The sequence below is a fragment of the Microbacterium sp. H1-D42 genome, assembly GCF_022637555.1.
Taxonomy (GTDB): domain Bacteria; phylum Actinomycetota; class Actinomycetes; order Actinomycetales; family Microbacteriaceae; genus Microbacterium.
This window is the reverse complement of record NZ_CP093342.1, coordinates 257,787-270,586: the sequence shown is the minus strand read 5'-3', so window position 1 is coordinate 270,586 and position 12,800 is coordinate 257,787. Positions and strand designations below refer to the sequence as shown.

At 66.7% G+C, this 12,800-nt stretch carries 11 protein-coding genes; 7 read left to right on the top strand and 4 right to left on the bottom strand.

Annotated features, from left to right (window positions below; all coding sequences use genetic code 11):
- Window position 1 precedes the first annotated feature (1 nt).
- From MNR00_RS01265 to MNR00_RS01250, 4 genes are all read left to right on the top strand, one after another.
- A complete protein-coding gene (locus tag MNR00_RS01265; protein WP_241927362.1) occupies window positions 2-2,344 on the top strand; it encodes an arylsulfatase in 2,343 nt (780 codons plus the stop codon).
- 128 nt (window positions 2,345-2,472) lie between these two features.
- Complete coding sequence (locus MNR00_RS01260; RefSeq protein ID WP_241927361.1) at window positions 2,473-4,797, top strand: arylsulfatase; 2,325 nt, start codon at window positions 2,473-2,475, stop codon at window positions 4,795-4,797.
- A 182-nt stretch (window positions 4,798-4,979) separates the two neighbouring features.
- A complete protein-coding gene (locus MNR00_RS01255) occupies window positions 4,980-5,354 on the top strand; it encodes an SHOCT domain-containing protein (RefSeq protein WP_241927360.1) in 375 nt (124 codons plus the stop codon).
- Between the two features lie 80 nt (window positions 5,355-5,434).
- Window positions 5,435-5,785: a PLDc N-terminal domain-containing protein gene (locus MNR00_RS01250; protein ID WP_241927359.1), complete on the top strand. Its 351-nt coding sequence runs from the start codon at window positions 5,435-5,437 to the stop codon at window positions 5,783-5,785.
- A gap of 29 nt (window positions 5,786-5,814) precedes the next feature.
- On the opposite strand, the gene MNR00_RS01245 is transcribed toward MNR00_RS01250, so the two are convergent.
- Entirely contained in the window at window positions 5,815-7,035 is a 1,221-nt protein-coding gene (locus MNR00_RS01245; protein WP_241927358.1) for a glycosyltransferase, read from the bottom strand.
- A 124-nt stretch (window positions 7,036-7,159) separates the two neighbouring features.
- Here MNR00_RS01245 and MNR00_RS01240 point away from each other — a divergent pair, with 124 nt between their 5' ends.
- Window positions 7,160-7,744 carry a hypothetical protein gene (locus tag MNR00_RS01240; protein WP_241927357.1) on the top strand — a complete coding sequence of 195 codons (585 nt, stop codon included), beginning with the start codon at window positions 7,160-7,162 and terminating at the stop codon, window positions 7,742-7,744.
- Window positions 7,745-7,756: 12 nt separating this feature from the next.
- Here MNR00_RS01240 and MNR00_RS01235 read toward each other — a convergent pair whose 3' ends face one another.
- Complete coding sequence (locus MNR00_RS01235) at window positions 7,757-9,184, bottom strand: family 1 glycosylhydrolase (protein ID WP_241927356.1); 1,428 nt, start codon at window positions 9,182-9,184, stop codon at window positions 7,757-7,759.
- Window positions 9,185-9,299: 115 nt separating this feature from the next.
- Between MNR00_RS01235 and MNR00_RS01230 the strand changes: the two genes are divergently transcribed.
- Window positions 9,300-9,893 (top strand): TetR/AcrR family transcriptional regulator, encoded by a 594-nt coding sequence (locus MNR00_RS01230; RefSeq protein WP_241927355.1) that lies wholly within the window; start codon window positions 9,300-9,302, stop codon window positions 9,891-9,893.
- 20 nt (window positions 9,894-9,913) lie between these two features.
- On the opposite strand, the gene MNR00_RS01225 is transcribed toward MNR00_RS01230, so the two are convergent.
- Entirely contained in the window at window positions 9,914-10,498 is a 585-nt protein-coding gene (locus MNR00_RS01225; protein ID WP_241927354.1) for a dihydrofolate reductase family protein, read from the bottom strand.
- Between the two features lie 73 nt (window positions 10,499-10,571).
- Between MNR00_RS01225 and MNR00_RS01220 the strand changes: the two genes are divergently transcribed.
- Window positions 10,572-11,141, top strand: a complete 570-nt coding sequence (locus MNR00_RS01220; RefSeq protein WP_241927353.1) for a TetR/AcrR family transcriptional regulator — start codon at window positions 10,572-10,574, stop codon at window positions 11,139-11,141.
- A 5-nt stretch (window positions 11,142-11,146) separates the two neighbouring features.
- Here MNR00_RS01220 and MNR00_RS01215 read toward each other — a convergent pair whose 3' ends face one another.
- On the bottom strand, window positions 11,147-12,778 hold the full coding sequence (locus MNR00_RS01215) for a fucose isomerase (RefSeq protein ID WP_241927352.1): 1,632 nt from the start codon (window positions 12,776-12,778) through the stop codon (window positions 11,147-11,149).
- Window positions 12,779-12,800 lie beyond the last annotated feature (22 nt).

Sequence of the window (12,800 nt, the reverse complement as noted above, 5' to 3'; positions counted from 1 at the left end):
CATGGCAAGAGAATTTCAGGGAAAGATCGAGCTGGATGTCCGCGATTCGGTGGGCGACTGGGGTGCCTTCCTCTCGGACAAGGCGCCGGAAGGGGCACCGAACGTGCTGGTCGTGCTCTACGACGACACCGGCACGGCCGCCTGGTCGCCGTATGGCGGCCGGATCAACATGCCGACCATGGACCGGCTCGCCGAGAACGGTCTGACGTACTCCCAGTGGCACACCACGGCGCTGTGCTCGCCGACTCGGTCGACGTTCCTGACCGGGCGGAACCACCACGCGAACGGCTTCGCCTCGATCTCGGAGTCGTCCACCGGCTTCCCCGGGTACAACTCGCATATCCCGCCGACGAACGCGACGATGGCGAACATCCTGAGGGATGCCGGCTGGTCGACGTTCTGGGTCGGCAAGAACCACAACGTGCCGATCGACGAGTGGACCGCAGGTGCGAACAAGAAGAATTGGCCGCTCGCCCAGGGCTACGACCGCTTCTACGGCTTCATCGGCGGCGAGACCAACAACTGGTACCCGTCGCTCGCCGAGGACAACCACTACATCGACCAGCCGTATCTTCCGGAGGACGGTTACCACCTGTCGAAGGATCTCGCCGACCAGGCGCTGAAGATGATCCGCGACGTCAAGCAGACCGAGCCGGCGAAGCCCTGGTACCTCTGGTTCTGCCCCGGCGCCAATCACGCCCCTCACCATGCTCCGCAGGAGTACATCGACAAGTACAAGGGCAAGTTCGACGATGGGTACGAGGCGTATCGCGAGTGGGTGCTGCCGCGGATGATCGAGAAGGGCATTCTGCCGGCCGACACCGACCTCACACCGATCAACCCGATGCCGCCTGGGACCTTCAGCGAGACAGACATGGTGCGCCCCTGGGCCGAGCTCGGCGACGAGGAGCGGGCGATGTTCTGCCGCATGGCAGAGGTCTACGCTGGTTTCAGCGAATACACCGACGCCCAGGTCGGCCGCATCATCGACTACCTCGAGGAGTCCGGGCAGCTCGAGAACACGTTCGTGATCTACGCCGCCGACAACGGCGCCTCGGGTGAGGGGTCGCCGAACGGCTCGGTCAACGAGGGCAAGATCTTCGGCGGCTACCCCGACTCGCTCGAGGACAACCTGCGTCTGGTCGACAAGCTCGGATCGCCCGACACCTACAACCACTATCCCAGTGGCTGGGCGACGGCCTTCTCGACTCCGTACCGAATGTTCAAGCGCTACGTCTACCAGGGCGGCGTGTGCGACCCGCTGGTGATCTCGTGGCCGGCGGGCATCAAGGCCAAGGGCGAAGTCCGCAGCCAGTACCACCACTCGACTGACATCGTCGCGACGATCCTCGATGTCTGCGGCGTCGAGATGCCGGAGGAGTACAACGGCGTGAAGCAGCGCCAACTCGACGGCGTCTCGATGAAGTACACGTTCGATGCCGAATCAGATGGCCCGACGCAGAAGCCGCACCAGTACTACGAGATGTTCGGCAACCGCGGCATCTGGCAGGACGGCTGGAAGGCAGTCACGGTACACGGTCCCGTCAGCGGCATGAGCGGGTTCGACAAGGATCGGTGGCAGCTGTTCCACACCGATGTCGACCGGTCCGAAGCGCACGATCTGGCCGCGGAGAACCCCGAGAAACTCGAAGCGCTGAAGGCACTGTGGATGTCGGAGGCGAAGCGCAACGACGTGCTGCCGCTGAACGATCTGCAGATCATCGGCAATCCGAAGGACTTCGAGACCTTCGTCGCGATGGAGTTCCACCAGCCGGCGCCGCCCTCGGGGCAGTTCGTCTACTACCCGGGCACGAGCGAGGTCCCGGAGCGCTCAGCGGCGAACGTGCACGGCGGCTCATACAGGATCGCCGCCGAGGTGGAGTTCACGGCCGACACGGAAGGCGTGATCTTCGCGCACGGCTCGCGGTTCGGCGGGCACGCGCTGGTCGTGAAGGATGGCCAGGTGCACTACGTGTACAACTTCCTCGGCATCCCGCCGGAAAACCGCGTGTCGGCCCCGGTGCCGGCCCCTGGGCGGCACATCATCGGCGTCGAATTCATCAAGGAGGGCATCGGCGAGTACCGCGAACCCAAGGGCCCGGTGAGGCTGTACATCGACGACCAGCCGGTCGGCGAGGCGCAGATCCGCACCGTGCTCGGGCACTTCGCCCTCTGCGGCGAGGGGCTCACGATCGGCCGCGACAGCGCCGATCCGGTCTCATCGCTCTACGACTACGGATTCGACTTCACCGGCGGCGAGATCCAGAAGGTGATCTTCGACATCGGCGACGACGTGTACATCGATCTCGAGGCGCACCTCGCCGCCGCGATGGCGCGCGACTGACGCAGGCGTCGGCAACAGGGGCTTCACCCGGGCCGGGTGAAGCCCCTGTTGCCGACGCGGCATCGTGACTAGCGTGATCCCCATCGGAGGGTGCCAGTGCGCGCCGTTGGAGAGGGAGAACCAGAACCATGAGCAAGCAGTTCCAGGGCAAGATCGCCCATGACGTCCGTGATTCGGTCGCGGACTGGAGCCCGTACGAGCTCCAGAAGGCGCCGGACGGTGCGCCCAACGTGCTCGTCATCCTGTACGACGACACAGGCATGGCCTCGTGGTCGCCCTACGGCGGTCGCATCAACATGCCGACCCTCGACCGACTGGCCGAGAACGGTCTGACCTACACCCAGTGGCACACCACGTCGATCTGCTCGTCCACGCGTTCGACCTTCCTCACCGGTCGCAACCACCACGCCAACGGCATGGGCGTGATCATGGAGGGCACGAACGGCTTCCCCGGCTACTCCGGACGCATCCCCGCTGAGTGCGCGACCGTCGGCCAGGTTCTGCAGGACAACGGCTATTCGACGTTCTGGGTGGGCAAGAACCACAACGTACCCGAGGAGGACATCTCGTCGGGCGGCAGCAAGTCGCAGTGGCCGCTCGCGATGGGCTTCGACCGCTTCTACGGCTTCCTGGGCGGCGAGACCAACCAGTGGTACCCCGACCTGGTCGAGGACAACCGCTTCATCGAGGCGCCGTACACGCCGGAGGACGGCTACCACCTCTCGAAGGATCTGGCCGATCAGGCGATCCGCATGATCCGCGACCAGAAGTCCTCGAACCCCTCCAAGCCGTGGTTCACCTGGTACAATCCCGGTGCCAACCACGCGCCGCACCAGGCCCCCGACGAGTACATCGCCAAGTACGAGGGACTCTTCGACGACGGCTACGACGCCTACCGCACGTGGGTGCTGGAGCGCATGGTCGAACGGGGCATCATGCCCGAGGACACCGACCTGACGCCCTTCAACCCGATGCCCGACGACCAGGCGAACGCCGCCGACTTCGTCAAGCCGTGGGATTCGCTCTCCCCCGATGAGAAGCGCCTTTTCAGCCGCATGGCCGAGGTGTTCGCCGGATTCAGCGAATACACGGACGTGCAGATCGGACGGGTCATCGACTACCTCGAGGAGTCCGGCCAGCTCGAGAACACCCTGATCTTCTACTGCGCAGACAACGGCGCCTCGGGCGAGGGCAGCCCCGATGGCTCGGTGAACGAGAACAAGTTCTTCAACGGATTCCCCGACGACCTGCAGGAGAACCTCGACAAGATCGGCGTTCTGGGCTCGGCCGAGACGTACAACCACTACCCCACGGGTTGGGCCGCGGCGTTCTCCGCGCCGTTCAAGATGTTCAAGCGCTACTCGCAGTTCTCCGGCGGCACGTGCGACCCGCTGATCGTGCACTGGCCAGCGGGCATCAAGGCGAAGGGCGAGGTGCGCCACCAGTACCATCACTCCGTCGACATCGTCTCGACCATCCTGGATGCTGCCGGCATCGAGTTCCCCGACGTGTACCGCGGGGTGCAGCAGCGCCCGCTGCCCGGCGTCTCCATGAAGTACTCCTTCGACGCCGAGCCCACGGCTCCCACGGAGAAGAAGGTGCAGTACTACTCGATGCTCGGCACTCGCGGCATCTGGAAGGACGGCTGGAAGGCTTCCACGATCCACGCCCCGCTCACCGGCCATGGCCGGTTCGAGGAGGACGAGTGGGAGCTGTACCACGTCGACGAGGACCGCTCCGAGTCGAAGAACGTCGCAGCCGAGCACCCCGAGAAGCTCAAGGAGCTCGTCGAGGCGTTCGAGGTCGAGGCGCAGGAGAACAATGTCTACCCGCTCGATGACCGTCCGGCCCGCGAGCAGCTGACGATCGAGCGGCCGCAGGCCGAGCCGGCGCGCAACCGGTACGTCTATTACCCCGGCACGACGGCGGTGCCCGAGTCGGTCGCGGTGAACGTGCGCGGCCGGTCGTTCAAGATCATCGCCGACGTGGTCGTGGAAGCCGATTCGCAGGGCGTGCTCTTCGCACACGGCTCCCGCTTCGGTGGCCACGCGCTGTTCATCAAGGACAACCGCCTCACCTACGTGTACAACTTCCTGGGCATCCCGCCCGAGCAGACGTTCACCTCGGATGCGCTCACCCCGGGCGCACACGCACTGGGAGTCGAGTTCATCCGCGAGAGTGCGGGGGCGAACGGCGAGTCGATCGGCACGGCCAAGCTCTACGTCGACGATCAGGTCGTCGCCGAAGGGCCGATGCGGGCGCAGATCGGCAAGTTCACGCTGTGCGGCGATGGCCTGTGCATCGGCTTCGACAGCGCCGACGCCGTGAGCCACCAGTACGCCAACCCGTTCCCGTTCACGGGCGGGAAGCTGCTGGGCGTCGGCATCGACGTGAGCGAACAGCAGTATCTCGACCTCGAACTCGAGGCGCAGGCGGCTTTCGCGCGCGAATGACGGCAGCGCGTGACGGTCACGATCTCACCCACAATGGGTGAATCCGCGGCCGACACGCATGTTGGATCTGGCGCTGAACCACACAATCGCGCCATCATGGCAGTGTTGCTCCTGATTTCGACGTCCAATTGGTCGGCGCGAGTCTCGGTGGCTTCCGGTTCTCCCCACGAAAGGATTACAAAATGGGATTCTGGGATTTCTTCTGGTACATGATCTGGGCGTTCTTCTTCATCGCCTACCTGATGGTGCTGTTCTCGATCATCGGAGACATCTTCCGCGACCACAAGCTGAACGGCTGGTTCAAGGCGCTGTGGGTCATCTTCTTGATCTTCGTGCCGTTCCTCACCGCGCTGGTGTACCTCATCGCACGCGGCCAGGGCATGGCTGAACGCAGCGCTTCGCAGGCGCGTGCCGCGCAGGACGCGACCGACGCCTACATCCGTCAGGCCGCAGGCAAGAGCGCCGCTGACGAGATCGCGGATGCAGCCAAGCTGCTGACCGCGGGCACGATCACCACCGAGGAGTACGAGAAGCTCAAGGCCAAGGCTCTGGCCTGAGCTCAGACTTTTCGCATTCCTGTGAAGGGGCGTCGGGCGCTCGCCCGGCGCCCCTTCCGGACTTTTAGAAAGGCGAACTGATGAGCCTCTGGGAATTCGTCGGATATCTGCTTTGGGGCGCGCTGATCGTCTCGTATCTTCTCGCGCTGCTGCATGTGCTGCGTGACCTTTTTCGCAGCAGCCTGAGCGGCTGGATGAAGGCCGTCTGGGTGGTGCTGCTGTTCATTCTTCCGCTGGTGTCACTGTTGATCTGGCTGATCGTGGGCGGCTTCGCCGACAAGACGGCTGAAGACGCACGCTATGCCGGTGCACCCGCAGCGGACGGTTCGAAGAGCCCTGCGCAGCAGATCGCCGATGCACAGGCGCTGGTGGATGCCGGAACGATCTCGGGCGAGGAGTTCCTGCGCCTGAAGGGCCTCGCCCTGAAGTAGGCGCCGCTTCACGCCGTACGAGCCGTTGCCTACTCGGGCAGCGGCTCGTCCCGGTAGAGGGCTTCGAACGTGTCGAGGGTGCGGTTGATGTCGTGCACCGCGACGCCGTCGAGCGAGGCACGCTGCATCCGCTCGTACTCCTCGGGCGGCGCGGTGAGCACGCGCGTGAGCTTGTCGGCGAGGTCGTCGACATCGCCCGGCCCGAACAGGTAGCCGTTCTCTCCGTCGTGCACGAGGTGCGGCAGCGCGACCGCGTTCGCACCGACGACGGGAAGCGCGGATGCCATGGCCTCCATCGTCACGATGGACTGCAGCTCGGCGATCGACGCGATCGCGAAGACGGATGCCCTGGAGTAGAGCTCGCGCAGCTGCTCGTCGGTCACGCGCCCGTGGAAGGTGACCCGGTCGGACAGCCCCAGATGCGCGGCGAGGCTCTCCAGAGCCTTGCGCTGGTCGCCGCCGCCGGCGATGTCGAACGTGACGTCGAGGGCGGGGTCGAGCTTGGTCATCGCCTGCAGCACCACGTCGACGTGCTTCTCGCCGGTGAGACGCCCGACGAACAGGATGCGGTTCTTCTCGCGCGGACCGACGATCGGCGTGTAGTTGCGGCGATCGATCCCGCACGAGACCGGGATCACGCCGGTGCTGTCGATCGTGCGCTCAAGGAACTCAGCAGCTTTGCGAGTGGGCGTCGTCACGGCGCGGGTCAGGTCGAAGGTGCGCTTCGCATCGGCCCATGCGAGTTTCAGCACAGGGCCGTTGATGAACTTCGGCATGGCGGTGTGGTCAAGGATGTTCTCGGCCATCACGTGGTTCGTCGCGACGATCGGTATGCCGCGCTGATGCGCGATGCGGCTGAGTCCCCGCCCGATGATGATGTGCGACTGGATGTGCACGATGTCGGGCTGGACGTCGTCGAGCACGCGGCGGGCGTAGTACTTCGAGCGCCACGGCCAGACGAAGCGCACCCAGTCGTGCGGCAGCCACCGTACGGCGGGCAGCCGGTGCATTGTCATCGGTTGGCCCTCGATGATCTCGGTGTGCGCAGGTGATCGGCGGTAGTGATCGTTGGGCGCGACGACGTGCACGTCGTGGCCGCGTTCGACAAGGCCGGCAGCGAGGCGCTCGGCGAACCGGGCTGCGCCGTTGATGTCGGGGGCGAAGGTGTCACAGCCGATGAGGATCTTCAGGGGACGCCCGGAATTCGCAGAGCCCGTCGAGGCGGGGTGTTCGTCAGGGGAGGATGTCACGGAAGAAGCTGCCAATCTGTAAGCGCTGAGCGCTGGCAACTCTACCTGAGGGGACTGTGGTGGCCCGGCAGCGGGGCCGTGCCGCTCTCAGCCGGACGCAGGGGTGCTCGCGTAGCGTGTGAGCATGCGCCTGACCTCCTCCGCCGACCCGGCCCTGTGGATTCCCGTGACCGGCTCGCTCGGGCTACGCGGCCGGCGGCACCGCAAGGCGGCGGTTCGGATGCTGATGGCGCAGGCCAATTCGTCGCTCGGACGCGATGGGGTGCCAGGTTCCCGGGTAGGCGCCTGGCTCGCGAGCCAGGCTATTCCGCTGGCCATGCGCAAGGCCGACGGACGCGTACTGGCCTGGACGTGGAAGGCGGAGCCCGAGTTGGTCGTGGCCATGGCCACGGTGCAGGAACTCACTGCGCAGTTGCGCATGGCACGGGCATCCATGCCGATGGAGTACGACGACACCGAGAGCTTCCCGACGCCTCTCGGCGTCGGCGAGAAGCTCATCCTGCCTATGCCGCCGAACCCGGCATCCCCGCCGTCGGCCAGCTACACCTGGGACACCGGCACCCACCTCATCACGCTCAACGCGGTGTGCAGCGACCGCGAGCGCTTCGGCACACTGGAAGGCGCGCTGGACGACCTGGCCCGCAGCATCCGCATCTCCGACGATCTGACCTCCGGCGAGTCGAACGTGCTGCGGCTGCCACCGGCCTGATCAGCGCCCCGCTCAGACCTCGTCGCGGGCGCGCAGCGCGCTCTGCAGCCAGTTGAACGACGCCTTCGGCGTGCGCTCCAGGGTCTCGAAGTCGACCCGAAGCAGGCCGAAGCGCTGCGTGAATCCCGTCGCCCACTCCCAGTTGTCCATCAGCGACCACACGAACAGCCCACGCAGATCGATTCCCTCTGCGACACCGCCGGGTGCCGTGGCGGTGATCGCGGCCTCGAGGTGTCCCGCGAGGTAGCCGATGCGCTCATCGTCCTCGACGATGCCAGTCTCGGCATCGATCTCGTCGGCGAAGCTCGCGCCGTTCTCGGTGATGTAGACAGGGGGCAGCACGTCGCCGTAGCGCTCCTGCACCTCGGCGAGCGCGGTGCCGAAGAACTCCGGCGAGATCGGCCAGCCGAACCCGGTGGTCGGGAATTCGTCGAACGGCTCCAGGCGGAACGGCAGCTCGGTCATCGCCTCGCTGGTGCCGTCTGGGCTCTCGGCCGACCCGGCGCCGGCGGCGATCCGGGTGGGCATGTAGTAGTTGAGGCCGTAGAAGTCCAGCGGCTGCGAGATGACCGCGAGGTCTTCGGCCGGCACCTCGGCGAACGCGCCGAACATGGGCGCCAGCTCGTCTGGCACCTGCGGGTAGTGGCCGAGCAGCACGGGATCGGCGAAGACGCGGTTGTGCACGACATCGAAGAGGGCGGCCATCATGGCATCCTCGGGGCTGCCGCTCGCGGCGACGACCGGGGTGTGCACGTTCGTGATGCCCACCTGGCCGCGCACGCCGGCGGCCCGCAGCGCCTGCACGGCCAGCCCGTGACTGAGCAGTTGGTGATGCACGGTCGGCAGAGCATCGAACAGCAGCGAGTGACCGGGGGCGTGCAGCCCGAGCGCGTAGCCGTTCAGCGTCACGGTGGCGGGTTCGTTGATGGTGATCCACGAGTCGACGCGGTCGCCGAAGCGCTCGCCGACGAGGGCCGCGAATTCGCCGAGGCGGTGCGCGGTGTCGCGGTCGAGCCAGCCCTGCTCGTATTCGACGGGCAGGTCCCAGTGCGAGATGGTGACGAACGGAGTGATGCCGGATTCGTGCAGCTCATCGAGCAGGCGGTCGTAGAACGCGACGCCCTCGGGGTCGAGCGGGCCGCGGCCGTTCGGCTGCAGACGCGTCCAGCCGAGCGAGAAGCGGTAGGCGTCGGCGCCGAGCTCGCTCATCAACCGCACGTCCTCGACGTGACGGTGGAAGTGGTCGGCGGTGACGGCGGTCGTGGAGCCGTCCTGCACGCGGCCCGGTTCGGCGCTGAACGCGTCCCATACGCTCGGCGTGCGGCGGCCGACCTGGGTTGCTCCCTCGATCTGCGCGGCCGCGGTGGCTGTGCCGATCACGAAACCAGCGGGTAGGCTTCGGCCGAGCGCCTCGGCGCTGGGTCGGTTGTGAAGGGGCATCGTCGTCTCCCGTATTGCGGACCGCTGCGTCCGCATCTGAAATCTCATGTGGGACACTTGACCCACTTCCGCTACCTTAGGAGCAGAATCGAGCCAGAGCAAGTGAGGGGATGCCATGGCACACACACCGGTTGAAGAGAGGCGCAAGGCGCTGATCGCCGCGACCCTGCGGGTCATCTCCGCACGGGGCCTGAGCAGCGCGTCCACGCGGACGATCGTCGCCGAGGCCGGCATGTCTCTGGCGAGCTTCCACTACGCGTTCACCTCGCGCGACGAGCTGATCGACGTGCTCATCACCGAGGTGCTGGCGAAGGAGGAGAAGGCGATCGCGCCGGCGGAGCTCGTCGGACGCTCACTGACAGAGCTGCTGACGGAGGGCCTCAGCGGCTACCTGGCGCACCTGCGATCCGATCCCTCCCGCGAACAGGCCATGCTCGAACTCACGCAGCATGCACTGCGCGAGCGCCCCGAGCTGGCCCGCCAGCAGTACGCCGAGTACACCCGGATGGCCGTCGCGATGCTCGAGCTCGCCGCCACGCACACCGGCCACGAGTGGTCGGTGCCGGTGCCGGTCGCCGCCCGCCTGCTGCTCACCATGACCGACGGGTTGACGATGACCTGGCTGGTCGACCGCGACGACGCCCTCGCCGAGGACGTCGTCCGCGCGGCCGCCCAGGCCGTGGCATCCCTCGCCCATCCAGCGGCGTAGCCGCCGACCTGGCGCCGCGCCTATCCCTTCGGGGCCAGGCGTGTGTACTCGGCCAGCGTCACACCGGACGTGAACGCGGTGGTCGAGAGCGGATGCCAGCGCTCTGGCGCGTACGGGCGGGCGCCGAACACTGGGATGCCGGATCCGAACAGCACCGGGTGCACCTTGAGCGCGAGGCGATCGATCTCGTCGACGAGCTGCGCCGCGAGCGCGGCACCCCCGCAGAGCCAGATCGCACCGCCCTCCTCCGCCTTGAGCTCGCGCACCACCTCGACCGGGTCGCGGTCGGTGAACTCGACACCCTCCGCTTCGGCCGGTGCGGCGTGGGTGCGCGTGAAGACGACCTGGCGCAGGTGCCGATACGGGCTCGGTGCGTCCGGCAGGCCCATCGAGTAGGTGTTCCAGCCCATCAGCACCGTGTCGAACGGGCCTCCTTCGGTGGCGAGCCCCACTGACTCGGCGAGGTGCGTGGGCACCGCGCCGCGGTACTTCTCACCGATCGCCGCGACGTGGTCGCCCTCGTAGACGAATCCATCGAACTGATCCCCTGGGCCGGCGATGAATCCGTCGAGGGTGACAGCGATGAAGTAGACAAGTTCTCGCACCGTGTTCTCCAATCACAACAGTTGTCGTGGTTAGAAACTACAACAACTGTCGTGATTGCGCTAGGGTCCTGCCATGGCGAAGAACGACGCTCGACGCATTGAGCTCGCGGATGCGGGGATCACCGTCCTGGCTCGAGAGGGCTCGCGGGGACTCACGCATCGCGCGGTCGACGCCGAGGCGGGGGTGCCCACCGGCACGACATCGAACTACTTCCGCAGCCGCGAGCAGCTCATCACCGGGCTATTCGAGCGGATCTGGCAGCGCCTGGCTCCGACGCCGGAGGATCTCGCGATACGGGCATCCGCACAGCCGAGCCGCGAGCTGTTCGCAGACTACGTGCGCGACATCGTGCGGCGACTGACGACGAACCGCGAGGTCACGCTCGCGCTGTACGAGCTGCGGCTCGAGGCAGCGCGCCGACCTGAACTCGCCGCGTCCCTCGGCGAGCGGCAGCGCGCCGGCCTCGACGCCGACGTGGCGTTCAACGAGAACGCCGGACTCCCCGGCGGGCGAGCGGAGATCGCCCTGTTCCACTACGCGATCGAGGGCCTCGTCTTCGACAGGCTCACGTCATCGATCGATCCGGACACCCCGACCGACGACGTCGTCGACGCGCTGGTCGACGGCCTGCTCCCCCGCTGAGCGCGTCAGGCGCGGACGTCGCCCACCAGGTTGACCTGGATGCCCATGCCGGCGAACATCGCGGCCTTGGCGATCAGGGCCTTGTCGGCCGTCTCGGCGTCGGGGGCGTAGACGAGCTGCGCGTGGTTGGCCTTGTGCCGCGCCATGAACTGGTCACGGCTCTGCCCGTGCAGCACGACGTGCGCGATCGGCCACTCGGGGTTGGTGGCGTCCTTGCGGCGCTGCGTCTCGGCCTCGGGAAGCTCGACGACCGATGCCCGGAAGATATCGGCCTGCAGTACGCCGTCGGCGATGAAGACACGCGACAGCACGACCTCACCGGGCTTGGAGACGCCGTTGATCGTCGCACCGCCGGCGGGGAAGAACACGTGACCCTGGCGCCAGCCCTCGGCCTTGTCCCAGCCGCCGAGGTGCGACGCGGGCACCGAGCCCGAGATCTCGTACACCCAGACGAATTCGCCGTCGTGGTCCTCACCCCAGCGCACATCGTGCAGCGTGTTGTCTGGCACGAGGCCCATCGCGCGCCAGACCCGGTCGGTGACCAGCGCGTCGACCGCGACACCCTCGTCGGCCTCGTTGAAGTGCGGGAACGCGCGACCCTCGTGCAGCACGCGCGAGCCGTCGCGCGAGAGCACCGGCGGACGCTCGGTGGTGTTCAGGATGCCCTCAGCGAGGTCGGATGCCGGCACGAGGTCCTTCAGACCCTGCTGGTACTGGATGCCGACAGCATCCAACCCGAAGTCATCGGCGATCCGCAGGGCGGCGATGTACATCTTCATCTGCCACTGCACCTGCTCACGGGTGAGCTCGGTCTCGGCATCCTCGCCGTACTGGAATGTCATGCCGTGGTCGATCAGCCAGTCATAGGCGGCGTCGGCCTCGGCCTCGGCGACCTCGAGCATCTCGGCGTAGAGCGCCGACTGCGACAGGCGCTCCTTATAGATGCCGGTGTGGTTGAGCAGCTCGTCATCGAAGATGGCGTTGTACATGCCCATGCAGCCCTCGTCGAAGACGCCGATGATGGCCTTGTCGGCGCGCAGCTGCGCGGCGAGCGCCTCACCGAGCTGCTTCTCCGGGCTGTCGGGCAGCGCGGGCAGCGGACGCACGTGCGAGTCGTCGTGCACGATGGCTCCGGTCTCGGTCCACTCGCGGATGCCGTCGGTGAACCACTCGTCGGTGAAGTCGACCGACCACGTGGTGGCGTACGACTTGCCCATCTTGGTGAGTCCCGCGTTCAGACCGAGCAGTCCGACGAGGCCAGGCCAGTCGCCGGCGAAGTTGGCGACGGTGAGGATCGGGCCCTCGTGGGTGCGCAGGCCTGCGAGCACGTGGTGCGAGTACTGCCAGTTGGCGATCGCGACGACCAGCGGCGCGTCTGTGGGGATCTTCGTGAAGACCTCCATGCCCATGCGTTGGCTTGAGATGAATCCGTGGCCGGTAGCCGGGTCGACGCCGAACGGGCGGATGACGCTCCAGCCGAGCCCCTCGAGCACGCCGGTCACGCCGGCCTCGAGCTCGACCTGGGTGGGCCAGCCTGCGGTGTTGGCCGACTCTCGAAGGTCGCCCGAGGTGATCAGGTAGGCGGTCTTCGGGGCGGATGCCGGGCGCTGGGCCGATGTCGGCAGGGTGTAGGCCATGGGTGTTCTCCGTTGTGAGGTG